The sequence below is a fragment of the Microbacterium halimionae genome (assembly GCF_011761265.1).
Classification (GTDB): domain Bacteria; phylum Actinomycetota; class Actinomycetes; order Actinomycetales; family Microbacteriaceae; genus Microbacterium; species Microbacterium halimionae.
Window position 1 is genome coordinate 1,186,317 of record NZ_JAAOZB010000001.1, and the last position, 24,051, is coordinate 1,210,367.

The 24,051-nt window shown below is 63.3% G+C and carries 24 protein-coding genes and 1 pseudogene; 20 read left to right on the forward strand and 5 right to left on the reverse strand.

Going from position 1 to position 24,051, the window contains the following annotated elements:
- Positions 1-43 precede the first annotated feature (43 nt).
- The 3 genes from FHS06_RS05450 (at position 44) to FHS06_RS05460 (ending at position 2,647) form a co-directional block, all read left to right on the forward strand.
- Entirely contained in the window at positions 44-883 is an 840-nt protein-coding gene (locus tag FHS06_RS05450) for a CPBP family intramembrane glutamic endopeptidase (RefSeq protein ID WP_167046453.1), read from the forward strand.
- 310 nt (positions 884-1,193) lie between these two features.
- Positions 1,194-2,261 (forward strand): lactate/malate family dehydrogenase, encoded by a 1,068-nt coding sequence (locus tag FHS06_RS05455; RefSeq protein ID WP_167046456.1) that lies wholly within the window; start codon positions 1,194-1,196, stop codon positions 2,259-2,261.
- Complete coding sequence (locus FHS06_RS05460) at positions 2,258-2,647, forward strand: ACT domain-containing protein (protein ID WP_167046460.1); 390 nt, start codon at positions 2,258-2,260, stop codon at positions 2,645-2,647. Before FHS06_RS05455 ends, FHS06_RS05460 begins: the two co-directional genes overlap by 4 nt.
- Positions 2,648-2,887: 240 nt before the next feature.
- On the opposite strand, the gene FHS06_RS05465 is transcribed toward FHS06_RS05460, so the two are convergent.
- On the reverse strand, positions 2,888-4,264 hold the full coding sequence (locus tag FHS06_RS05465; protein ID WP_167046463.1) for an FAD-dependent oxidoreductase: 1,377 nt from the start codon (positions 4,262-4,264) through the stop codon (positions 2,888-2,890).
- Between the two features lies 1 nt (position 4,265).
- Positions 4,266-4,940: an aquaporin gene (locus FHS06_RS05470; RefSeq protein ID WP_167047990.1), complete on the reverse strand. Its 675-nt coding sequence runs from the start codon at positions 4,938-4,940 to the stop codon at positions 4,266-4,268.
- A gap of 105 nt (positions 4,941-5,045) precedes the next feature.
- Between FHS06_RS05470 and FHS06_RS05475 the strand changes: the two genes are divergently transcribed.
- Positions 5,046-5,738, forward strand: a complete 693-nt coding sequence (locus FHS06_RS05475; protein WP_167046466.1) for an arsenate reductase/protein-tyrosine-phosphatase family protein — start codon at positions 5,046-5,048, stop codon at positions 5,736-5,738.
- Between the two features lie 13 nt (positions 5,739-5,751).
- On the opposite strand, the gene FHS06_RS05480 is transcribed toward FHS06_RS05475, so the two are convergent.
- Positions 5,752-6,021 carry a hypothetical protein gene (locus FHS06_RS05480; protein ID WP_167046469.1) on the reverse strand — a complete coding sequence of 90 codons (270 nt, stop codon included), beginning with the start codon at positions 6,019-6,021 and terminating at the stop codon, positions 5,752-5,754.
- Positions 6,022-6,359: 338 nt separating this feature from the next.
- Here FHS06_RS05480 and FHS06_RS05485 point away from each other — a divergent pair, with 338 nt between their 5' ends.
- From FHS06_RS05485 to FHS06_RS05535, 11 genes are all read left to right on the forward strand, one after another.
- Positions 6,360-6,845 carry a hypothetical protein gene (locus FHS06_RS05485; protein WP_167046473.1) on the forward strand — a complete coding sequence of 162 codons (486 nt, stop codon included), beginning with the start codon at positions 6,360-6,362 and terminating at the stop codon, positions 6,843-6,845.
- 137 nt (positions 6,846-6,982) lie between these two features.
- Complete coding sequence (locus tag FHS06_RS05490; RefSeq protein WP_167046476.1) at positions 6,983-7,828, forward strand: NAD-dependent epimerase/dehydratase family protein; 846 nt, start codon at positions 6,983-6,985, stop codon at positions 7,826-7,828.
- Between the two features lie 162 nt (positions 7,829-7,990).
- Entirely contained in the window at positions 7,991-8,437 is a 447-nt protein-coding gene (gene rplM / locus FHS06_RS05495; protein WP_165139438.1) for a 50S ribosomal protein L13, read from the forward strand.
- Between the two features lie 29 nt (positions 8,438-8,466).
- Positions 8,467-8,949 (forward strand): 30S ribosomal protein S9, encoded by a 483-nt coding sequence (rpsI, locus tag FHS06_RS05500; RefSeq protein WP_165139436.1) that lies wholly within the window; start codon positions 8,467-8,469, stop codon positions 8,947-8,949.
- 14 nt (positions 8,950-8,963) lie between these two features.
- The gene (gene glmM / locus FHS06_RS05505) at positions 8,964-10,319 is read left to right on the forward strand and encodes a phosphoglucosamine mutase (protein ID WP_167046479.1); all 1,356 of its coding nucleotides are present in this window, start codon (positions 8,964-8,966) and stop codon (positions 10,317-10,319) included.
- A gap of 91 nt (positions 10,320-10,410) precedes the next feature.
- Positions 10,411-11,556 (forward strand): LacI family DNA-binding transcriptional regulator, encoded by a 1,146-nt coding sequence (locus tag FHS06_RS05510; protein ID WP_243845257.1) that lies wholly within the window; start codon positions 10,411-10,413, stop codon positions 11,554-11,556.
- A 121-nt stretch (positions 11,557-11,677) separates the two neighbouring features.
- Positions 11,678-12,946: an extracellular solute-binding protein gene (locus FHS06_RS05515; RefSeq protein ID WP_167046482.1), complete on the forward strand. Its 1,269-nt coding sequence runs from the start codon at positions 11,678-11,680 to the stop codon at positions 12,944-12,946.
- 3 nt (positions 12,947-12,949) lie between these two features.
- Positions 12,950-13,927 carry a carbohydrate ABC transporter permease gene (locus tag FHS06_RS05520; RefSeq protein ID WP_167046485.1) on the forward strand — a complete coding sequence of 326 codons (978 nt, stop codon included), beginning with the start codon at positions 12,950-12,952 and terminating at the stop codon, positions 13,925-13,927.
- A gap of 119 nt (positions 13,928-14,046) precedes the next feature.
- Positions 14,047-14,853, forward strand: a complete 807-nt coding sequence (locus FHS06_RS05525) for a carbohydrate ABC transporter permease (RefSeq protein ID WP_243845362.1) — start codon at positions 14,047-14,049, stop codon at positions 14,851-14,853.
- Positions 14,854-14,880: 27 nt separating this feature from the next.
- Entirely contained in the window at positions 14,881-16,041 is a 1,161-nt protein-coding gene (locus FHS06_RS05530; RefSeq protein ID WP_310734852.1) for a glycoside hydrolase family 1 protein, read from the forward strand.
- Between the two features lie 212 nt (positions 16,042-16,253).
- Entirely contained in the window at positions 16,254-16,781 is a 528-nt protein-coding gene (locus FHS06_RS05535; RefSeq protein ID WP_167046491.1) for an NADPH-dependent FMN reductase, read from the forward strand.
- A gap of 65 nt (positions 16,782-16,846) precedes the next feature.
- Here the strand turns inward: FHS06_RS05535 and FHS06_RS05540 are convergent, their stop codons facing one another.
- Positions 16,847-17,773 carry a Ppx/GppA family phosphatase gene (locus FHS06_RS05540; protein ID WP_167046494.1) on the reverse strand — a complete coding sequence of 309 codons (927 nt, stop codon included), beginning with the start codon at positions 17,771-17,773 and terminating at the stop codon, positions 16,847-16,849.
- A 160-nt stretch (positions 17,774-17,933) separates the two neighbouring features.
- Between FHS06_RS05540 and coaA the strand changes: the two genes are divergently transcribed.
- The 5 genes from coaA (at position 17,934) to tsaE (ending at position 23,058) form a co-directional block, all read left to right on the forward strand.
- Positions 17,934-18,872: a type I pantothenate kinase gene (coaA, locus tag FHS06_RS05545; protein ID WP_167046497.1), complete on the forward strand. Its 939-nt coding sequence runs from the start codon at positions 17,934-17,936 to the stop codon at positions 18,870-18,872.
- 278 nt (positions 18,873-19,150) lie between these two features.
- Positions 19,151-21,004, forward strand: coding sequence for a glutamine--fructose-6-phosphate transaminase (isomerizing) (gene glmS / locus FHS06_RS05550; RefSeq protein WP_167046500.1), 1,854 nt, complete (start codon positions 19,151-19,153; stop codon positions 21,002-21,004).
- A 58-nt stretch (positions 21,005-21,062) separates the two neighbouring features.
- Entirely contained in the window at positions 21,063-21,437 is a 375-nt protein-coding gene (locus tag FHS06_RS05555) for a holo-ACP synthase (protein WP_167046503.1), read from the forward strand.
- Complete coding sequence (gene alr, locus FHS06_RS05560) at positions 21,434-22,558, forward strand: alanine racemase (RefSeq protein ID WP_182486522.1); 1,125 nt, start codon at positions 21,434-21,436, stop codon at positions 22,556-22,558. The genes FHS06_RS05555 and alr overlap by 4 nt, the downstream gene beginning before the upstream one ends.
- Positions 22,555-23,058: a tRNA (adenosine(37)-N6)-threonylcarbamoyltransferase complex ATPase subunit type 1 TsaE gene (tsaE, locus tag FHS06_RS05565; protein WP_167046506.1), complete on the forward strand. Its 504-nt coding sequence runs from the start codon at positions 22,555-22,557 to the stop codon at positions 23,056-23,058. The genes alr and tsaE overlap by 4 nt, the downstream gene beginning before the upstream one ends.
- Positions 23,059-23,106: 48 nt before the next feature.
- Here the strand turns inward: tsaE and FHS06_RS05570 are convergent.
- Positions 23,107-23,997, reverse strand: a pseudogene (locus tag FHS06_RS05570) (alpha/beta fold hydrolase); the annotation flags it as partial.
- Between the last annotated feature and the right edge of the window lie 54 nt (positions 23,998-24,051).

A 24,051-nucleotide genomic window follows, 5' to 3' on the forward strand; every position in this document is an offset into this window, starting at 1 on the left:
TGACATTGCGCTCTGCGACGCGTGGCGCGGTACTCTGACAGCGATGTCTGACACCGATGCACCCGCAGCAGAAGCCCCTCTCGAGGGCACGGATGCGGCCCCCGACCCCGATCGCGAGCTGCGGCGCGCCCGACGCCGGTCACGCCGGGGCTCAGGGCGGAATGGTTGGCGCGACGGCGGAAAATCGGTCGTCGGCTGGGGTTGGGAGATTGTCGGCTGGGTCGTTATCGCCCTCGGCATCGGTGTGCTCGTCGGTACTGCTGCCAACCAGTTCATCGGAGGAGTAGGAGGCGCCATCCTCGGCACCGCCGCTATCTGGGTGAGCATGTTCGTGCCGATCGCACTGGCATTCACCCGCTCTGTGCCGCGCGGATTGCTGAAGTTTCGCCCCATCGATGTGCTCTACGGAATCGTGATCGGTGGCGCTCTTCGTCTCGCCCAGGGTGTGCTCGAAATGGCCGCCGGCGGCAACGGCGCTTTCCCGTCGTACGGCTCGCTCTCGGGGAGCTGGTGGATTACCGACCTCGTCGGTCCGGTCGTCATCTCGCCGCTGCTCGAAGAGTTCTTCTTCCATGCTGTGCTGCTCATCGCGCTCTACAGTGCGTTGCGGCGGCTCATGGAATCGCGGATTTTGGCCGGCATATTCGCTGTGGTGATGGCATCCGGCGTGTTTGTTTTGGCGCACGCACTCACGGCGACTCTCTCGTGGGATGCCGTTGTGGCCCTGTTGCTCGTCGGCCTCGTGAATGGAACGCTCGTCGTGCTGACAGGCCGTATCTGGGGTGCGGTGCTGGTGCACATCATGTTCAACGCGTCGTTCGTGGCGCTCGCGCTGGTTGGCACTGTGCTCGGCGCCAGCGGCGGCGGCGTCGTTCTGCAGTAGCGCTCCGTTCCCGTCTCGTTCGTTTCGTTCGTCTCGCGTCCCGCGGTGCGCGGCGACCCGCCTTCTTCTCGCGACTTGCCCGTTTTTGTGGGTACTTTGCGTCACGCACCCACAAAAACGGGCAAGTCACGAGGGTTTGGGGCACGCAAGCGACCGGATGCCGTGGCTCGGCGCCGCGCATGGCGCGTGGCTCGGCGCACGCATGGCGCGTGGCTCAGCGCACGGCGCCGGCGGTGCGCACCGGGCCGCCGGCGCGCTCGGGGCGCCGCGCATGTTTCGAGACCGGGCGCCGGGCAGGTAGCGTCAGACCATGGATGTTGCGGTACTGGGAGCAACGGGCGATATTGGGCGAGCGATCTGCTCGGAGCTCATCGAACGGCGTGTGCTTCGCCCCACGTCACGTTTGCAACTCGTAGGTCGTGCCGGGGGAGCGTCGGGGCGTGCCGCCCACGGGCTGCGCGTCGACCTCATCGACGCCCACGATGAGCACGCGCCACTGATCGACGTTGCTACGTCGCCCGACGAGGTAGTCGCCGACGTGATCGTCTTCGCCGCGGGTCAGACGATTCCGACCGGCACCGGACGCGTCGTTGACCGCGATGGACTCGCGGCCCAAAACCTTGCCATCTTTCAGGACTACGCCGCAGCGATCGCCGAAAACGGCAGTGGACACGAAGTGGTTGTCGTGGTGTCGAACCCCGTCGAGCTTGGCGTTGCGATCGTGGCCGAGCAGATCGGGCGGCACCGGGTCATCGGTATGGGCGCGTGGCTTGATACGCTCCGCTTTCGCCGCGAGATCGCATCGGCCCTCGGCATCCGTCGTCAACGCGTGAGCGGATTCGTCGGCGGACAGCACGGCGATGGCGCTGTGCCGCTGTGGTCGAGCGTGCACTTGCGCGGGCTCGATGTGGCAGAACGCCGCGATGTGATCGCGAGGCTGCGTGGACCACGCACACTCGCAAGTTTTGCCGCTGAAATCGCCGACGCGAAAGCACAGCTCGCGGCGGTTGAGACCGACGATATTGCGGCAGCATTTGCGTTGACCGACTCGTGGGCTCCCGACCTGCAGGCTGTCGTCCGCCCGTACTTGACGCATCAGTCCGGTGCGAAAACAGCGTTCGGTACGGCGAGCGCAACCGTCGATCTCGTTGACACCCTGCTCGATGGGCGCGAGATCGTCGTTGCCGGTCAGGTGATGCTCGACGGCGAAATTTCGTTACAAGGCTCGCCCTGGCGCGGCCCGATGGGAGTGCCTGTCGTGTTGGGTCCCGACGGCTGGCGAAATGTGTTGCTCGAAGACCTGGCTGAAGACGAAGAAGAGCGCCTGGCTGCGGTTGGGCACCACGTCAACAGTGCAATCGAGGGGTGGACGAGATGACGACCGACATCAATGACCGTTGGGTGGCGTTCGTCACCGTCGCCGACCGCAGCGGCACAGTGACGGGGCTCGCGAACATGTTTTCAACCCGAGGAGTGAGCTTCGAATCGTTCCATACCCTGTCGGTACGCGACGGAGTCGGGCGAATGTCGATCACTTTTCGTGGCAGCGAACGTCTCGCGCGCGTGCTCATTCGGACGCTTGAACGGCTCGACGTCGTGCGCTCGGTGCAACTCGAAAACACAAGTGATGAACGCGTACGCGCAATCGCCGTGCTCGGCAGCTCCGTGATCATCGGGCCCTTCGCCGATGTGGAGGCTCAACTCGACGAGGCGCTCGCCGAGGGCGAGACTCTCGTGGCTTTCACCGTGCTGCCTCCGGAATAGGTCGCTGCCGCGCGCGTGCCTCGTGCTCGTGCCTTGTGCTCGCACCCCCACTTATGCTCGTGCCTTGTGCTCGCTGACGTGCCCGTTCTCGTGCTCGCGACTTGCCCGAATTTGTGGGTGCGAGGCGGGTTTAACCCACAAAAACGGGCAAGTCGCGAGTGGGAAAAAGGGATGCCGCGGCCCAGGGCCCGGGTCGGGGCGTGGGCTCAGCGCCCGGGCGACGGGCTCAGGGTGCGGGGCTCAGGGGCGAGTGCGTGCGGCGCGGGACCAAGCCTGCGTCGCGACCTGGACAGCGTCCCAGGGGGAACCGAGGGGCGGGGTATACGACAGATCGAGGTCGCTCACCTGCTCCACGGTGAGCCCGGCAAACAGCGCCGTTGCGTAGGTGTCGACGCGCTTCGCGGTCTCCGTTCCGAGACGCCCAACGAGTTGAGCACCGAGCAGCTGGCCCGTGCCCGCATCGCCCGTGATGCGGATGCTGATGGGCTGCGCACCGGGGTAATACCGCTTGTGGTCGTCAGCGATCGCCTGGGTCGTCAGCGGGGTGAAGCCGGCTGCGGCCGCCTCATCGTGCCGCAAACCTGTGCGGGATGCGACCAGGTCGAAGACCTTGACCACCTGAGTTCCGACCGACCCCGCGAACTGCGCCTGGCCGCCCAGCGCGTTTTCGCCCGCAACGCGCCCCTGCTTATGTGCCGTCGTGCCGAGGGGGAGATACGTGAGCCCGAGCAACCTGTGATGTGTGGCGACGCCGTCTCCGGCTGCGTACACATGGGGGAGCCCGGTGCGCATCTGGGTATCGACGGACACGGCACCCGCCGGCCCGAGGGTGGCCCCGGCATCCGCCAACAACGCCGTGTTGGGGCGAACGCCCACGACCGCGAGCACGACTTCGGCAGAATGAGCGACCCGGATGCCACCGCGCTCAGCGTGCACGGTCAGCCCGCCGTCGCTCTTCTCGACTCCGTGCACCACAGTGTTGGTGTGCACCTCGACGCCGTGGTCGGTGAGTTCGGAATGCACGAGCGCGCCGAGCTCGGGGTCGAGGGTCGAGAGCACCTCGGGCCCACGCTGGAGCTGAGTGACCTGGATGCCGCGGGCGGTGAATCCCTCGGCCATTTCGAGTCCGACGTAGCCGGCGCCGATGATGATGGCCGTCTTCGGCGCGTGCTCGGTGAGAAACCGCTCGAGCGTGAAGGTGTCGCCCATCGAGTGGATGACGTGCACGCCATCTTCGGGGGTGAGGTCGTCGAGCCCCTGGATGCCCGCGTATGACGGCAGGGCGCCCGTGCCGACGATCAGCTCGTCGTAGGCGATGTTCGACAGCTGGCCGTTCTCATCGCGCACGGCCAGCTGCTGGCCGGCGACATCGATCGACGTAGCGAACGTGTTGAGACGCAGGTTCATGCCGGTTGCTTCGAGGTCTGCGTGCGTGCGGTGCGCGAGCGACTGCCACGGCGCGACTTCTCCCGAGAAGTAATACGGGATGCCGCAGATCGAAAAGTTCGGATACGCATCTGCCACGACAACAGTGACGTCAACGGACGGGTCAAGTTCGCGGGCGCGGAGCGCGGCGGAGATGCCGGCGTCACTACCGCCGATGGCGACGAGGTGCATGTCAGTCCTTTGGTTCGGGTTCGTGGGGGATCACCATGTCGTCCGCGGCGCGGTCGGCATGTGGGAAAAGTGCGATGGCAAGGAGTGCGCCGATGGCTCCGCCGATGAGCTGTGCGGCGATGAAAGGGAGCACGGATGCGGGGGCAATGCCGGCGAACGAATCGCTGAAAATTCGGCCGATGGTCACAGCCGGGTTGGCGAACGAGGTTGAGCTCGTGAACCAGTACGCGGCGCCGATGTATGCCCCGATTGCGGGCGCTGCGGCTGATGTTTGTCCGGTGCGCGCAAGTGCGATGATGAGCAAAATGAGGCCCGCTGTCGCAACGACCTCGGCGAGAAAAGTCGCCGGCGTTGCACGGTCGGTTGTCGAAAGCGCTGTCGGCAGCGCGAACATCGCGTTGGCAAGAACCGCGCCCGCAATGCCGCCCGTGATCTGCGCGACGAGGTAGATCGCTGTCGTCGGAAGCGACAACCCGGTGTGGTGTCTCCGACCGAGAGCTGCGTCAACAAGAGACACGACGGGATTGAAGTGCGCGCCCGAGATGCGTCCGAACATGAGGATCAGCACGGCGAGGCCGAGTGCGGTGGCGATGCTGTTGGCGAGAAGCTGCACTCCGACGTCTTCTGACAGCTGCTCGGCGGCGATGCCCGAACCCACCACAATCGTCACCAGCATGCCGGTGCCGAGAGACTCGGCCACCGCTCGGCGGATCGTCGGGACAAAATTCACTGGGGCTCCTCGGCTTGACGCACTCACATTACCTCAGTGATGATTGAGGTAATGAACGAACAGGTGAATTCTCTTGCGGCGAGAGCGGCACGTCACGCGGCTCTGGGCGAGCCCGCGCGGTTGCGCCTTCTCGACCTGCTCACGCTCGGCGACCTGTCGCCCACCGAAGTACGCGAGCGCCTCGGTATGACCTCCAACCTTGTGTCGCACCATCTCGGCGTGCTCGAAACAGCCGGCCTCATCACGCGCACAAGGTCCGAAGGCGATGCGCGCCGGAGCTATGTTTCGCTCCGCCGCGAAGCACTCACGCACCTCGCGCCATCGGCGGATGCTGCGGCTCACCGTGTCGTGTTCGTCTGCACCGCAAACTCGGCACGGTCGCAGCTGGCTGAAATGCTGTGGCGCACACAGAGCAGTGTGCCCGCGGCATCCGCTGGCACGCACCCGGCCCCCGCCGTTGCCGCGGGAGCGGTGCGCGCAGCGATCCGCCACGGGATGAACCTTGGCGACGCGACACCCCGCAGCGTCGCCGACGTCGTCCGGGACACAGACCTCGTCATCACTGTGTGCGACAGTGCCTACGAGGAGCGTGCTTATGAAGAGCGTGCGGCGCGGGTATCAGCCCCGCTGCATTGGTCGGTGCCCGACCCGGTGCGCGTCGGAACTGACGATGCCTTCGACGCCGCTTACGACGATCTGATGCGCCGTGTTGCGGAATTTGCGCCCCGCATCCGGGTCTCGTAAAAGCGCCGTCGCGTTACAGGCTGAGCTGCATGAGCGCCGCACTCAGCGCATCGGTGCTGGTGTCTTGTGACAGTGCCATGTAGACGAGAACGGCGGCGCCCGCCGCGATCATCGCGAGACCGAGGAATGCCCACCAGGGGGTTCCGGGGCGGCGCGGCGGCTTACGCGAGGACTTATGCCGTCGCGGAGGTGGCGACGGCATAGGCGCGGGCGAAGGTACGGGCGTTGTGCGCGTGCGGTGGAAGATGGACGACGTCGAGAGAACTGACTCAACAGCAAGCATGATCTCGTTTCCCAAAAGAGTTCGGGTGCAGCTGTGGTGTTACTTCGGAGACCAAAAGGTGTGGTCGTCACTGTTATAGCAGCGCAAGGTTTACGTCATGTTTCGCTTATGTGATCACTTTTCTTCGGGCGCGCTCACCCCCGCTCGTATGCCCGGTTCCTGCGCCCCCATTGCCAAAAACCCCGCTGACTTGCCCGAATTTGCGGGTCGTGGGGCGTGCGCACCCGCAAATTCGGGCAAGTCGCGAGGAGGAAGCGAGCTGTCGCGACCGCTTCTCGACTTCTCTGCGACGTTTCGCGTTCACCTCTTGTACCCGAAGTTGATAGGGCAGGGCCGACATGATCCGTGCAGACAACGGAGAGTCGGAGAGTGGGCGGGCGGCGATGGGGGCGACGCAGATCACATTCGCGACCTTTCGTGGACTCGACGAGCGAAAGCTGGACTCCTGGTGCCTCGCGGCAAACACCGTGCGCGCCGCACACGAAGTTGCGTCAGTGCTCGACGCATATGAGCGGGCGACAATCGACGCGACCTATTGGCGATTGCATGCGCTGAATTCTCGCGAACTCGGCAGGTCGGTGCGGCTCTACTCGGGTCGTGAGCAGGCATTCGCTCACGTCGCCGAGATCCGGGATCGGCGCGACGAGTTGGTCGCGCACGCGTATCCGTATTCGGCGGCGCGGCGCACAATCGGTTGGTATCTCACACTCGATGCGGAGCCCGTTGTGATGAGCGCACGCTCATACGAAAGTGCAAAGGTTGCCATGCGGGTTGCATCGGCCACCCCGGATCTCATGGTCAACCTCACTGAGCGTTGCTTCTAAACCCCTAACCTTCATCGCGACTTGCCCGTTTTTGAGGGTGCGCGACGCGAAACACCCACAAAAACGGGCAAGTCGCGAGTTGATGGCGGGGCACGTACGCTCGAAGTACCCACGCTCACCGCCGAGAGGAACCACGCATGAGAATCGCAGTCACGGGATCGTCCGGAAAACTCGGCGCCGTTGTCGTCCGGGAGCTTCGCGCCGCAGGTCACACCGTCATCGGGATGGATGTCGTCGGTACCCGTGGCCCGGGATTCGTGCAGGTCGATCTCACCGACTACGGCCAGGTGGTTGATGCGTTCACGGCTGTCGGCGACCAACACGACGGCGTTGACGCCGTTGTGCACCTCGCGGCAATTCCGGCCCCCGGCATCCGGCCCGATGTCGCGACGTTCCACAACAACATGCCGGGCACGTTCAACGTGTTCTGGGCGGCAGCTCGCCTCGGCATCACGAAGATCGTCTACGCCTCGAGCGAGACAGTGCTTGGCCTTCCGTTCGATGTGCCGCCTCCCTATGCGCCGGTCGATGAGGAATACCCCGCGCGACCCGAGTCGGTGTACTCGCTCGTCAAGCACCTCGAAGAGCAGATGGCCATCGAACTCGTGCGGTGGAATCCGGAGCTCTCGATCACGGCGCTGCGTTTTTCGAACGTCATGGTTCCCGAGGACTACGCCGAGTTCCCCTCGTTCGATTCTGATGCCATGATCCGCAAGTGGAACCTGTGGGGCTACATCGATGCCCGCGACGGCGCACACGCCGTGGAGCGAGCCCTCGAGGTTGCACCCGCCGGATTCGAGCGCTTCATCATCGCCGCCGCCGACACCGTCATGACGCGACCCAACGAAGAGCTGCTCGCCGAAGTGTTTCCCGACGTGCCGCTTCTGCGCGAGGTGGGAGTCAACGACACGCTGCTTTCGATCGACAAAGCACGCCGGATGCTCGGCTACGCTCCGCAGCACAGTTGGCGCGATCACGTCTAAGCGCCGCAGCGTGGTATCGTAGATCTTTGGTGCCTGTGCCCGCTAGCCAGGTACTACGAACGTGAGCCCTCCACTGGCGTCTTGTAGAGACATCCGTCATTTGCAAGCACCCCGGAGCGGGATTCACGAACTTCTCCGTTCGACAAAGAAAGCAGCACTACAGTGACGCGCACTTATACCCCCAAGACTGGTGAAATCCAGCGCGATTGGATCGTGATCGACGCAACTGACGTCGTTCTCGGTCGCCTGGCATCGCACGCTGCCACGATCCTTCGTGGCAAGCACAAGCCCACCTTCGCCAACCACGTCGACGTCGGTGACTTCGTCATCGTCATCAACGCTGGCGCTGTTGCACTCACCGGCCAGAAGCTCGAGAAGAAGAAGGCTTACCGCCACTCCGGTTACCCGGGTGGACTCAAGTCGATCACCTACGCCGAGCTGCTCGAGAAGAACCCGGTGCGCGCCATTGAAAAGGCCGTGCGCGGAATGCTCCCCAAGAACAGCCTGGGTGCCCAGCAGCTGTCGAAGCTGAAGGTCTACGCCGGTGCCGAGCACCCGCACGCCGCTCAGCAGCCCACGACGTACACCTTCGACCAGGTCGCCCAGTAGGCGTTCCTTAAAGGATTCAGGACATCATCATGGCGCAGATCTCTGAGACGATCGATACCTCCAACTACTCCACCGAGTCCGCAGCCGAACCGGCCGCCGTTGCCGCAGAGCGCCCCGTGCTCTCGGTTCCCGGCGCAGCCGTCGGCCGTCGCAAGCAGGCTATTGCCCGCGTGCGTCTGGTACCCGGCTCCGGCGTGATCACGGTCAACGGCCGCACGTTCGAGGACTACTTCCCCAACAAGCTGCACCAGCAGCTGATCAACGACCCCTTCACTGTGCTGAGCCTCGAAGGCGGCTACGACGTGATCGCTCGCATCTCCGGTGGTGGCCCTTCGGGTCAGGCCGGCGCGCTGCGTCTCGGCATTGCCCGCTCGCTCAACCAGATCGACGAAGAGAACAACCGCGCCACTTTGAAGAAGGCCGGATTCCTTTCGCGTGACGCTCGTGTGAAAGAGCGTAAGAAGGCTGGTCTCAAGAAGGCCCGCAAGGCTCCTCAGTACTCGAAGCGCTAAGCGCTCCGGTACTTATGGCGCTGTTCGGTACGGACGGTGTGCGGGGCCTTGCAAATGGCTCCCTCACCGCCGACCTCGCGCTCACCCTGGCCCAGGCGACTGCTGTCGTTCTGGGCCAGGGCCGCACGGCAGAAGCACGCAAGGCCGAAGGTCGGCGTCTGACAGCCGTGGTTGCCCGCGATCCGCGGGTCTCCGGTGAGTTTCTCTCGGCAGCTGTGTCTGCCGGGTTGGCCTCATCGGGTGTCGACGTGTTCGACGCTGGGGTTCTTCCCACCCCCGCAGCGGCGTTTTTGGTAGCCGACATCGATGCCGACTTCGGCGTGATGGTTTCGGCGTCCCACAACCCTGCCCCCGACAACGGGATCAAGATTTTCGCACGCGGCGGCGTGAAGCTCCCCGACGAGGTTGAGCAACGCATCGAAGCCGCTCTCACGGCTCCTAAGTTCCAACCGACGGGCGCTGGCGTTGGCCGCATCCGCCGCTTCGCTGACGCGGAAGACCGCTATGTGCTGCACCTGCTGAAGTCACTGCCGCACAAGCTCGACGGCCTGCACGTCGTGCTCGATTGCGCGCACGGCGCAGCATCGGGGGTATCGCCCGAGACATTCAAGGATGCCGGAGCCCGCGTCACAGTCATTGGTGCTGACCCCGACGGGCTCAACATTAACGACGGTGTGGGTTCGACTCACCTCGGCGTGCTGGCCGAAACTGTCGTCCGCCTCGGTGCCGACCTCGGAATCGCACACGATGGTGACGCCGATAGGTGCCTCGCTGTTGATGCTCACGGCAACACTGTCGATGGCGACCAGATTATGGCGATCCTCGCGGTGGCGATGAAGGATCGTGGGGTGCTGGCATCCGACACGCTCGTCACGACCGTCATGAGCAACCTGGGGCTTCACCGCGCGATGGCCGAGAACGGCGTCAACGTGTTGTCGACCGCTGTCGGCGACCGCTATGTGCTCGAAGAGATGAATCGCGGCAAGTACTCCCTCGGCGGTGAGCAGTCGGGTCACGTCATCATGAGCGCGTTCGCGACGACCGGTGATGGGCTGCTGAGTGGGCTGCACATCATGGCCGAAATGGCGCGGCAGAAGCGCACCCTCGCTGAACTTGCCACCGTCATGACGGTGTATCCGCAGGTGCTCATCAACGTCGACGGGGTAGACCGCACCCGGGTTGCTGACGCTGGAGTAGCGGATGCTGTTGCCGCCGCAGTGCGAGAGCTCGGTGACGAGGGGCGAGTTTTGCTGCGAGCGTCGGGTACCGAAGCACTCGTACGCGTCATGGTCGAGGCATCCGAGGCTGAGGTTGCAGAGCGCATCGCGCAGCGCCTCGCATCAGTTGTGCGCGAACGCCTCGCGCTCTAGCCGCGGGCTCAGCTTGTGCCGAACAAAAGCACAATGGTGTGAGGATGGAAGCACCCGTGCTTGATGCGGAACGGGACAGCGACGATGCCGAATGGGGGATGCCGCCATGGTGCCAGATCGTGCGCGCCGCGTAACTGTGTATGACGTTGCCGCGCGCGCTGGTGTGTCTATCGCCACTGTATCGTTCGCGTTTCGTCGACCCGATGAAGTGCGCGCGGCGACGCGCGAGGCGGTGCTGACCGCGGCGCGTGAGCTGGGCTACGCTCCGAGCGGTTCTGCGCGCGGGCTTGTTTCGCGACGCACGGGATCTCTCGGTCTTCACTCGTTCGACATGCTCATCGAGCGGCCTCAAGACGAAGAAGCGCCCGAGGGGGCTGCGGTCGACGCTGATCTTGACCTCTCGGCGGACACGCTGCCGTGGGCAGCGCTCGGCGATGACGTGCACTCGGACCCTCTTGCGTATCCGCTCTACGTCGACGAGATTCAACGTGGTTTCGAGCTTGAGGCGCGCCGTCGTGGGCACAATGTGTTGCTTTCCAGTGGAGGGCGTAGCACTGCAGACGTCGCGGATACTGCGGGACGCGTCGACGGCCTGGCCGTCTTTCCATCTATCGTCGCCCGGGAGTCGCTTGCGCACATCACGCAGACAATTCCTGTCGTGCTCTTCAGTAGCCCCATAGCGAGTGCTGACGGTTACCACCGCGTGCTTGTTGACAATGTGCAGGGTATGCAGGACCTCGTGGCTCACCTTGTGCAAGACCACCAGATCACCGACCTGGCTTTTGTCGGCGGGCCGGCGGCCGCCGACTACGCCGAACGTTTCGCGGGGATGCAGTCGGCTATGAGGCGCTTTGGGCTCACTCCAGCGAGCGAGCCCCTCGATTCTTCGCTGCTGGGAGATACGCGTCCCTTGGCTCGGGTGCGAGAACTAGCAATCGCTGGCGCGCTGCCACGTGCTCTTATCTGCGCGAGCGATCAGCTCGCCCTCTTCACGTTTGAAATTCTCAGGTCGGTTGGCTCGCGTGTGCCCGAAGATGTCGTTGTCACCGGGTTTGATGGTGTGCTCGCGAGCCGCCTCAGTGTGCCGCGTCTGACGACTGTGCGCCAGCCCATGGAGGCGATGGGCCGGGTGGCGGCCCAGCTGCTCGCGAATGCTGCGGGGGCGCCGCCGCAGATGCCTCGAACCCTGCGTCTCGGCACCCAGCTGCGGATCGGCCAAAGCTGTGGCTGCCCGTAAATCGGACCGCTGAAGCAGATAGTTGTGGATGACGGCGCTGTGTGCATATGATTCATGCAACGCAATCTAAGCGCTTTGATTTAGAAAAATGTATGTGCTGTAAACGTTCGAGGAGGAACAAATGCGACGAAGCAGAATGCTCGCGGTAGTTGGCGCGGCAGCAGTGATCTCACTCACATTGGCGGGTTGCGGCCGCGCATCCGACAGTGAAGCGGGTGCCGCAGAGGCGACAACCCTCGGCGATGCCGAGGCGACAGGCACCGTCACGATGTGGGCGATGGGCGCCGAGGGCGAGGAGCTTCCAGCTTTCGTCAGTGCCTTCGAAGAGGCAAACCCCGGCGTCACGGTTGACGTCACAGCCATCCCGTGGGATGCCGCGCATAACAAATTCCAGACCGCGATCGCCGCAGGCAAGACTCCCGACATCGCAATGATGGGCTCGACCTGGATGTCGGATTTCTCGGACGCGTTCCAGACGGTGCCGACAGATCTTGATACGTCGGACTTCTTCGACAGCGCCCTCGAAAGCGCGACGATCGATGATCGTGCGGTGGGTGTGCCGTGGTACGTAGACACTCGAGTGCTCTACTACCGCACCGACGTCGCCGCGACAGCAGGGTGGGATTCCGCGCCGACCACGTGGGATGAACTCAGCCAGATGGCGAGTGACATGCAAACCAAGGGCGGCGCTGATTGGGGCATTCGACTCATCGCTGGCGGAAACGACTCGTTCCAGGGTTCGCTTTGGGCCCCCCTGTCTTCCGGAGCCTCACTCGAAGCCGACGACGGGTGGACGCTCGACACGCCAGAAATGGTTGCCGGGTTCGAGTATTACCAAAGCTTCTTCGCCGACGGGATCGCGGATCCGAATGCGGGCAACGCTTCGGGCGCGCAAGAAGTGGCATTCGTGAATGGCTCGACGCCGATGCTGATCGAAGGTCCGTTTGAGCGCGGTCAGCTCGATGAGATCGGTGGCGATGGCTTCAGCGACAAGTACACCACCGCAGTGCTCCCCACCGACGAGTCGTCGACGTCGTTCAGCGGCGGGGCAAACCTCGTCGTGTTCGACGATGCAGAGAACCCCACGGCTGCATGGCGTCTCGCGGAGTGGCTAAGTAACGCTGATACACAAACCGACTGGTTCGAAACGACCGGCGATCTCCCGGCCGCTCAGACCTCGTGGGATGACGCAGCCCTCAGTAGCGACGAAAAGCTTCAGCCGTTCGGCGAACAGCTGAAGACAGCAGTTGCACCGCCATCGGCGACCACCTGGGTGCAGGTTGCTGCCGCAGGCGACACGATGGTCGAGCAGATCACACAGCAGAGGACCACTCCCGCAGAAGGTTTGGCTGCGCTGCAAAAGACGGCCGACTCACTCGGACTGGGCTAACCCATGTCGACTCTTCTCACTGCGCCGGCCGCCACGTCGAATTCCGGCGGCCGGGGCAGTGGGCGAGGCAAGACGTCTCGCCCGACTCGATCACCTGCTCAGCGTGCTGCCTACCGGCGCCGATCGCTGATCGCATGGGGATTCAGCCTGCCCTTCGCGATAGTGTTCGCGGTCTTCATGCTGCTCCCGATCATCAGCTCCTTTGCGATGTCGTTCACCGACTTCACGGCGAGCGATATCCGGTCGCCGTTCGCCGTGAACTTCGCGGGGCTCGACCAGTACGTCGCTCTCTTCTCGGACGAACGTTTCGTGCGCTCTCTCGGCGTGACGGCAATCTTCGTCGTCGTCGGAATTCCGCTCACGATCGCGGTAGCTCTGGCCTTCGCACTAGCCCTCAACACCGGGCGAGGAAAACTCGTCTCGTTCTTTCGTGTGGGGTTTTACGCGCCTGTGGTCACGAGCATCGTCGCGGTATCGGTCGTGTGGCGCTACATCCTGCAGGACGACGGGCTTCTCAACAGTGCACTCGCAGTGATCGGCATCGATGGGCCGAACTGGCTCAACGACACGAACTGGGCACTGCCGTCGCTGATCGTCATGGCAATCTGGCGAAACGTCGGAACGCTCATGGTGATTTTTCTTGCGGGACTGCAGTCGATACCCACCGAAGTGAAAGAAGCTGCTCTCGTCGATGGTGCACGCTCAGGGCGTCGACTCGTGTCAATTACGCTGCCGCTGCTTCGTCCAACGATCCTGCTGGGCGCGGTCCTTATTTCGGTCGGCTATCTGCAGTTCTTCGAAGAGGCCTTCGTGATGACTCAGGGCGGGCCTCTCGACTCGACGCTCTCGGTCGCGTACTACACCTACCAACAGTTCGGATTCGGCAACTACGGCCTGGCATCCGCTGCGAGCTATGTGCTGTTTCTCGCAATTGCGCTTCTCAGCCTGCTGCAGTTCCGACTCTTGCGCTCAAAGGACTGAACATGGCTACCGTCTCATCTCTTACCGGCCCGGTGACTGACCCGGATCCAGAAACAGCCTCGTCGATCGTGATCAAGGGCCGCCGCAAGCGCAGTCATGCGGGGACTGACCCCTCACGGATGTCGACCCCGGTCGTCATCATTTTGAGTGCACTGCTTTTGCTCTGGCTCGTACCGTTCGCCTGGATGGTGCTCGGAAGCGTCAAAACCCAGGGGGAAATCCTTCAGCAACCGCCCACGTGGTGGCCGCAGAATCCCACGTGGGAGAACTTCGCCGCGTGGATCGGTCAGCTGAACTTCACGACGTTCTTCACTAACAGTGCGGTCGTCGCCATTCTGACTGTCATCGGTAACCTCATCTTCTGCTCGATGGTGGGCTACGCACTTGCAAAAATGGAGTTTGCAGGCAAACGCATCCTCTTCGGCACCGTCATGGTCACGCTCATGGTGCCGGGCGTCGTCACCTTCGTTCCACTCTTTGTGATCGCATCGAAGTTGGGCCTGCTCGACAGCTATGCGGGGCTTGTGCTGCCGTTTGTGACGGCTCCGATCGGGGTATTCCTGATGCGTCAGTTCATGTTGGCCATACCTGATCCGCTGATTGAAGCCGCGCGTATCGATGGCGCGGGTGAATTCCGTATCTTTCTGCGCATTGTTCTGCCCCTGTGCGGTCCAGCCCTCGCAACGCTTGCGATCCTGACCTTCCTTTCGTCTTGGAATAACTTTCTGTGGCCACTTGTCGCGGCACAGAGCGAAAGCAGCTACACGCTTCCCGTTGCCCTCTCGCTCTACTCAACCGGTCAAAATGCCACCGACTATGGACTCCTCCTGGCCGGCTCAGTGCTGGTCATCGCCCCCATCCTGCTGCTGTTCGTTTTCTTGCAGCGTTACTTCATCCGCGGCATTGCGACCGCGGGGCTGAAGTGACATTTCGAACCGATCGGAGAATCTTTCGTGACTCAATTTCCCAGTGACTTTCTGTGGGGCGCGGCCACCGCGGCTCATCAAATCGAAGGAAACAACGTCAATTCGGACTGGTGGGAGCGCGAACATGCTCCCGGCACCGACGTGGCGCAGCCGAGCGGTGATGCGGCCGACAGCTTTCACCGCTTTCCCGAAGACATCGCCCTGCTCTCGGAGCGCGGTTTCAACGTGTACCGCTTCAGTATCGAGTGGGCGCGAATCGAACCGGAGCCCGGTTTCATCTCAAAAGCTATGCTGCAGCACTACCGCAGAATGATCGAGGGATGCCTCGCGGCCGGCCTCAAACCGATGGTCACTCTGCATCACTTCACGACGCCGCGATGGTTCGCGCACCGCGGCGGATGGCGCGCGGCGGACGCTCCTGAGCTGTTCATCCGCTACGTCGAGACAGTGCTGCCCATCCTTCGAGATGTCGAGTGGATCTGCGACATCAACGAGCCCAATATGGTCGCGATGACACGGGGCGAAGAGGGTACCGAGATGGCTGCGGCAGCGCTCCCGTCTCCCGATGCACTCATCACTGAGCGCCTCATCGAATCCCACCACCGAGCGCGCGAGGTGCTGTCGACGCTACCGGCACTTAGCGGGTGGTCGATCGCTGGGCAGGCTTTTCACGCGGCACCCGGCGGCGAAGAAGAGATGCGCGCATACCGATACCCGCGTGAAGATGTCTTCTTAGAAGCATCCCGTGGGGACGGCTTCATTGGAGTGCAGGCGTACCTTCGCACCTTCATCGGAAAAGACGGACCACTCCCGGTTCCCGAGGGAACGGAAACGACCCTCACCGGCTGGGAGTACTTTCCGCAAGCGCTCGAAATCTGCTCGCGTCACGCATGGGACCTCACGAGAGGCGTGCCCCAGTTCGTGACCGAAAACGGCATCGCGACAGCTGATGACGAGCGACGCAAGGATTACACCTTCGGCGCGCTTAGCGGACTGGGCCGTGCGATGGCCGACGGGATCGACGTGCGCGGATACCTTCACTGGTCGCTGCTCGACAACTACGAGTGGGGCAGCTTTGATCCCACATTCGGTCTGGTCGGATTCAACCCCGACACGTTCGAGCGTCAGCCTAAGCCGAGTATCGACTGGCTCGCGCAGATCGCTCGCACGGGAAACCTCGCACGCTAACCAGATGCGCTCTGTAACACCCGGGTAATACAGCGCGCATATTCTGAGTTCGCAACGTAAGCCGTTGCGGGCCATCGGGCCACAAAATCTCGGTGGAAAAGTGCGAGACGCGGGTGTCATTCGACGCCCCGCCGCGTGACGACCACGGCTTGCTGTTCGTCGTCACGTGAGTCTCAACTCCTGTAGACCGGTGGAAGTGTGAGAGTTCAGACATGACTGTGAAAGTTTCGGTTGTCGTAGGCAACCCCAAGCCCCAATCGCGCACGCTCAAGGTAGCAACGACTCTGGTTGAGCATCTGTTTGCCGACGACACGTACGACCTCAAAGTCATCGATCTTGCTGACCATCAGAGTGAGATCTTTGCGTGGCCGTCCGAAGAAATGAGCGCGCTCAACGCCCACGTCGCTGAGAGTGACCTGGTTGTTTTTGCGTGTCCGACCTACAAGGCGACCTACACGGGATTACTCAAGGCGTTCCTTGACCGCTACCCAGCGAACGGACTTGCCGGCGTTGTGGCAATTCCGGTGCTGACGGGCGCTGATCTGACGCACTCGATGGGTCCGACTGTCAACCTTGCCCCGTTGCTGGTCGAGCTTGGCGCCATCGTGCCTGGTCGCGGTTTCTATTTCGTTGCGAGCCAGATGGACAAGATCGACGAACTCGTTGCTGCCGCGGCATCCGAGTATCGCTCGAACTTCGCCAAGGTTGCGTTCCTCGCAGGCCCAGGGGACATGTCCTAGGGCTCGCGCTCATTCCCTCGGGCTGCCGGCGGTGTTCCTCATCCCGCTGCCGGTGGCCTGAGTCATCAATCGACGGTTTCGAGATAGCGCAGCAGTACGCCCTCGCGAAGGGCCCAGGGACTCACCTCGAGTTCGTCGACGCCGAGTGCTTTCATCGTCGCGTGCAGCACAACGGCACCGCCGACGATCTGAAAGGTGCGTTCTGGGGTGATTCCGGGTAGCTGCTGGCGTGCTTCGGCGGGCATCGCTGCCATCCGCGGAATCCAGCTCTTCAACGCTGAACGCGTGAGAATCAGACGGTCCTCTTCAGCCCAACCGGGTTGAGTCGTGCCCGCCAGGCGAGCCAACGAGCGGATCGTTTTCGACGAGCCGACGATGTGATCGGGCTGCGGGCGCCCCGCGAGGGCGTCGCGGATAGGGGCCAACTGCTCGCGAACGTGATCGCGAAGACGACGGATGTGGGCCGCCTGCGGCGGGTCTTCGGGCAAGAATTCAACCGTCACTCGCCCGGCGCCGAGCGGCACCGAAAGCGCAACATCGGGCAGTTCGTCGGCGCCTGCTGCGACCTCGAGTGAACCGCCACCGATATCGAGCATGAGGATGTTGCCAGCCGACCAGCCGAACCACCGGCGGATCGCCAGGAACGTGTAGCGAGCTTCTCCGGGGCCATCGAGCACGTGCAACGGCACACCCGTGATCGCCTCAATGCGCGCGATCGTTTCGGGGCCGTTCGTCGCTTCGCGAAGCGCCGACGTCGCGATCGTAAGAAACGCCTCGACGCCTTCGCGTTCGGCTGCCTCGCGTGCAAGAGTTGCGGCCTCTTCGAGCGCTGCGACGCCGTCCGGGTTGATCGCACCTCTTGAGTCCAGAAAGCGCATGAGGCGCAACACCTGACGAAAAGTCGTCGATGTCACGGGCCGAACGCCGGTTCTAGCGTCGGCGACGAGCAGGTTGACAGTGTTCGATCCGATATCGAGGACCCCGAGGCGCACCTATACAGGCTAGTGGTGCGCTGAACCCGCGGCGTTCAGTCGGAGAATAGCGTTCTGTCGGACGGTTTGGGGCTGTGGCATCCGCCCGAACGCGATTCTCCGACGTTGTTTGGTGTGCTCTCGCGCTGGCGCAACCGACGAGCGTGGCTACGATGGTGCGGTGCCCGAACCTTTGGAGACCGCGGCGTTGTACCGCGAGATCGCCCGCGACGAATGGTCGCGGATGGCAGCCGACATGCCGCAACCGCTGACACAGAGCGAAATCGTGCAGCTGCGGGGTATCGGCGACCGCCTCGACCTCGACGAAGTCCGCGAGGTGTATGCGCCACTCAGTCGGCTGCTGTCGCTGTACGCAAAATCAACGAAACGACTGGGGGCCGACACCAGTGCGTTCCTCGGCGAGCCCGACACGACCACTCCGTTCGTCGTCGGTGTTGCCGGGTCTGTCGCCGTCGGGAAGTCGACGATCGCGAGGCTTCTGCGCGAACTGATGAGCCGGTGGTCCGACACCCCGCGCGTCGAACTTGTCACGACAGACGGGTTCTTGTACCCCAACGCCGAGCTTGAGCGCCGTGGGCTCATGGACCGCAAAGGGTTTCCGGAGTCTTACGACCGTCGTGCGCTCGTCGAGTTTCTCACCGAGGTGAAGTCGGGTGCGCCCGAGGTGCGTGCGCCGTTCTACTCGCACATGCGATACGACATCGTGCCCGACGCGCACGTGACGGTCCGTCGCCCTGATGTTGTGATCGTTGAGGGGCTCACCGTGCTGCAGCCCCCGCCAGCACCAAACGACATGGCGGTGTCTGACCTGTTCGACTTCTCCATCTACGTTGACGCCGATACAGCCCACATTGAGAAGTGGTACGTCGATCGCTTTCTCGCGCTGCGTGAGTCAGCCTTCAGCGACCCCAGTTCGTTTTTTCGCGTTTTCGCTGAACTTTCCGACGAGGATGCCGTCGCTCAAGCTCTCCGGTTCTGGAACGAGATCAATCTCCCGAACCTCGACGAGAACGTGCTGCCGACGCGTCACCGCGCCTCTCTTGTGCTGCAAAAGGGCGCGAGTCACGCGGTGGATCGCGTCTTGCTGCGGAAGCTCTAGGTCTCTCAGCCGCGCACGCGAGCCCCGCGCAAGCGAGCCCCGCGCAAGCTGCTGCCCTGCACTAACTCAGGCAAAATGGCTGAATAGGCTGCCTGGCAACCCGATATGGCCGCGTCTTGCCTGAGTTAGTGCAGGGGGGGTGGTGTGAGGGTGCTGGATGCCGGATGCCGGATGCCGGATGCCGGATGCCGGATCCCGGGTGCCGAGTGCCGGCACTTGGGACGACTCGTGCCGTGCCGCGCGGCGGGTGCACAGCCTGGCCCGCCTAGCATGGAGGTATGTGCGGAATCGTTGGGTACGTTGGCCCTCAGCAGAGCCAGGCCATTCTTCTTGCAGGTCTTGCTCGCCTTGAATATCGCGGTTACGACTCCGCTGGCATTGCCGTTATCGACGCCGATGGGGAACTCGGGATGCGCAAGCGTGCCGGCAAGCTCAAGGTGCTGCGTGATGATCTCCTCGAGGCCCCCATGCCGAACGGCACCACGGGTATCGGTCATACACGTTGGGCCACCCACGGTCGCCCCACCGACGAGAATGCCCACCCGCACTTGGCTGACAACGACAAGCTTGCAGTCATCCACAACGGCATCATCGAGAACTTCAGTGCGCTGAAGGCGGAGCTCGTCGCCGAGGGATTCACCTTCTTGAGCGAAACCGACACCGAGGTCGCCGCTGTGCTGTTGGGGCGTGCTTATCGCACCAACGGTGGAGATCTGGTCGCCGCGTTCCGCGTGACTGCTGCTCGCCTCGAGGGCGCCTTCACTTTGCTTGCCATGCACGAAGATCACCCCGGGCTTGTTGTCGGCGCTCGCCGCAACTCGCCGCTCGTCATCGGCCTCGGCGAGGGTGAGAACTTCCTCGGTTCTGACGTTGCGGCGTTCGTTGAGTACACCCGCAAGGCCCTGGCGATCGGTCAGGACCAGATCGTTGCGATTACTCCTGGCGGCGTCGTCGTGACCGACTTCGATGGCAACGAGGTTGAGGTTGAGCCTTTCGACGTGACATGGGATGCTGCGGCCGCTGAGAAGGGCGGATGGCCCTCGTTCATGTCGAAAGAGGTGTCAGAAGAGCCCGAAGCTATCGCGAACACGCTGCGCGGACGCATCAACAACGGCGCCGTCGAGATCCCTGAGCTCGACGGACTCGACGGACTCTTCGAGGGAATTTCGCGCATTGTCGTGATCGCCTGCGGCACTGCGGCCTACGCCGGCCAGGTGGGTAAATATGCCATCGAGCAGTGGGCACGCATTCCCGTCGATGTCGAGCTGGCGCACGAGTTCCGCTATCGCGACCCCGTCATCGGACCCGACACTCTCGTCGTCTCGATCAGTCAGTCGGGCGAGACGATGGACACACTCATGGCGGTCAAGTTCGCTCGCGAGCGTGGAGCCCGCACCCTCTCGATCTGCAACACCCAGGGCGCAACCATTCCGCGCGAATCGGATGCCGTCGTCTACACGCACGCAGGGCCCGAAGTTGCCGTGGCATCCACCAAGGCTTTTGTCGCGCAGATCGCGGCGCTGTATCTGCTCGCACTGCATGTTGCACGCGTTCGCGGCACGATGTCGGCCGAGGCTATCGCTGAGCAGGTCGACGAGCTTGAAGCCGTGCCGACGAAGATTCAGCGCATTCTCGATACTGAGTCGGCTCGCATCACGGAACTTGCACACTGGATGGCCGACACCCGCTCGGTGCTGTTCCTCGGGCGCCACGTTGGGTTCCCGATCGCACTCGAAGGCGCCCTCAAACTCAAAGAGATCTCTTACATTCACGCGGAGGGCTTTGCCGCTGGAGAGCTCAAGCACGGCCCGATTGCGCTCATCGAGCCGGGTCAGCCCGTCTTCGTGATCGTGCCGTCACCGCGCGCTTCCGCTTTGCTCCACTCCAAGGTGGTCTCGACCATTGAAGAGATCCGTGCGCGTGGTGCGCGTGTGATTGCGATTGCTGAAGAAGGGGACGCTGCGGTTCTGCCCACGGCCGACGAAGTGCTGCGCATTCCACTGGCCGCGCCGCTGATCGAGCCGCTGCTCGCCGTAGTGCCATTGCACTTGTTCGCGATGGGGCTCGCTACCGCGAAGGGCCTCGACGTTGACCAGCCGCGCAACTTGGCGAAGTCTGTGACTGTCGAATAAGCACGCTCGAATACGCAATGTTCAAAAAGCACGCTGGCGTTGTGCGTCGGGAGAGCAGATGATCGTCGGAATTGGGATCGACCTCGTCGATATTCCTCGGTTCGAGGCCCACATCTCGCGCACGCCCAAGCTGCTGGAGCGGCTCTTTTCGCCAGCCGAGCGTGTGCTGAAACCGCGCTCACTCGCGGCTCGGTACGCGGCGAAAGAGGCGCTCATCAAGGCGCTCGGTGGATCTGATGGCGTGCACTGGACCGAGATCGAGGTGACGCCTGAGGCATCCGGTCGACCCTGGTTCACTCTGACCGGATCGACGGCGGAGGTCGTCGCTGCGCGCGGTATCGATACGCTGCATCTGTCGATGAGTCACGATGTCGGATTTGCTGTTGCATATGTCGTAGCTGAGTCGACGGTCAAAAAGGAGCCACGTTCATGAGCCGATTGCCTGCGGGGGTCATGCGCGAGGCGACGATTGATGTCGGTGCGATTGAAGCGAATGTGCGCCACCTCAGACGTCTCACCGACGTTGAGGTCATCGCCGTCGTGAAAGCTGACGGCTACGGTCACGGAGCGGCGCGAAGTGCGACGGCCGCACTCGACGGGGGAGCAACGCGCTTGGGCGTTGCCGACATCGGCGAAGCGCTTGCCCTCCGGCGGGCGGGCATCATGGCACCCATCGTGGCCTGGCTGCACGCGCCCGGAACGTCGTTTGCCGAGGCCGCAGCAGCTCATATCGAATTGGGAATCTCGACTTTCGAGCAGCTGCAGCAGGCCGCGGCAGTGGCTTCCTTCGACGGTCCGGTGAGCGTGCACATCAAGCTCGAAACCGGCCTTAGTCGAAACGGGGTTGCGCCCGAGGAGTACCGGGTGGTTTTCGCCGAGGCGGCACGCTTGGAACGGATCGGTAAGCTCCGCGTCATCGGAATCTTCAGTCACCTCTCAAACGCATCTGCCGACGAAGACCGGGCAGCTCTCGCACGATTCAACACGGGCCTCGGCATAGCGGCGGCCGCGGGAATCGCCCCACCGCTTCGGCACATCGCAGCAACGCACGCCGCGATTGCGCTTCCAGAAAGTCGGCTCAACTGTGTGCGTCTCGGCATTGGCATCTACGGGCTCTCGCCGTTTGCCGACCGGACGTCTGCCGAGCTGGGGCTTCGGCCAGCGATGACACTGCGCGCATCTGTCGCGGCGGTTCGGCGTGTGCCGGCGGGCACAGGAATTTCCTACGGGTACACACACCGAACTGAATCTGAGACAACCCTCGCTCTCGTGCCACTCGGCTATGCCGATGGAGTGCCGCGCTCGGCATCGAGTGGTGGCCCGGTAGAGATCGGCGGCTCGACCTTCCGGGTCGCTGGACGCATCGCAATGGACCAGTTCGTTGTCGACGTGGGCGATAGCCCCGTCGCCGTCGGCGATGAGGCCGTGCTCTTCGGTGATTCGACGCTCGGCGTTCCTTCGGCCGACACCTGGGCGGATGCCGCTGGCACTATCAACTACGAGATCGTCACCCGGATCGGCCCTCGGGTTCCACGCCGGCAGGTCTCCTCATGAGCGTTCCCGAAGAGCTTCTCGGCACACGTGAGATTTCTTCTCGCGACGAAATGCACGAACTCGGCAGGATGCTGGGAGACGCCCTCGTTGCGGGCGATCTGATCGTGCTTACCGGCGCCCTTGGCGCTGGGAAAACGACCCTCACTCGCGGAATCGCTGAGGGCCTCGGCGTCCGCGGACCCATCCAGAGCCCTACGTTCGTCATCGCCCGCACCCATCCATCGCTGGTCGGTGGCGCGCCGCTCGTTCACGCTGACGCCTACCGGCTTTCGTCAGCTCTTGAGCTTGACGACGTCGACATCGACGCTACGGGCTCTGTTGTCATCGTCGAGTGGGGTCGCGACATGGTCGAGGGCATTCGCGACAACTGGTGGGAGATTGAGATCGAGCGCGAGACCGGAGGGCGCGGAGCCGACACGATGTGTGGCGACCTTTCCCGCGTCTCGATGGAGCTTGACGCCGATGCGCCGCGCATCGTCACGATTTCGCGCCGTCCGTAGCGCCGGAGCTGACGCCGAGAACACGTCAGCGAGGGCTTTACGTACCGCAGTTGGCTGCTCGACGGCGGCGTAGTGGCCGGCATCCGGCAGGCTCACATCGTCGAAATCTCGGATGCGGCGTCGCATCGCCGCGCTATCGCCGGCACCGACGAACACGTCGTGCTCTCCGTGCACTGACCGCACCGGCACCGAAATGCGGTTCCACAGTGACGTTTCGTAGACCCGGGCCTGCTCGGCAGCGGCAAGAAAAGCCCGTGGGCGAATCTCGTCTGCGAGCGCATCGCTCACCGACGCGTCGATGGCTCGAGGGTGTCGAAACAGGGGACGTGCGAGCACTCGAAGTGCGCCGCTTCGGCGAAGGAAGTTCAGGAGAGGAAGCGCCGCGGCGCCGAGCCCGCCGAGCATCCGCATTGCCAGGAGCATTCCGCTGAATGCTGGGAGCGCTGCCGCACCGACGATCGGATTGCGCAACGCCCGTTGAATCCCGCTACCGCTTGGCGACACGAGCCCAACCGCAACCGTGTGCTGCGGAAAACGAGCAGCAATATCGAGAGCGATGAACCCGCCGAGCGAGTGACCGATGAGTCGCCACTGGCGGTAACCGAGGGACCTCGCAACGGCGGCGATCGCGCACGAGACCACAGCTATCTCGGGCACGGGGCCGGCGCTCTCGCCCCACCCGGGCAGGTCGATTGCGATCACATCGGTCAGCGACTCGCCGTGACCGCCATCGGCGCCATCGCTCGCGGCATCACTTGCAACGATCAGCGGTGTCCAGGTCGTCCATGATGCTGCAGCGCCATGCAGCAGGATCGTTGCCACTCCACCAGCTTCACGGCCGTGGTGCACCACGATGTGTCCCGCAGCTGTCGGCACAACACTTCGTCGCAGCCCGAGCGTTGCAGCATCGGTGTGAAGCGTTGACATGTGCCTGTTCATGCCAGGTATTCGGTGCCGGAGCGCGATCGGATGCCTCGCCCGCGCGCGCACTAC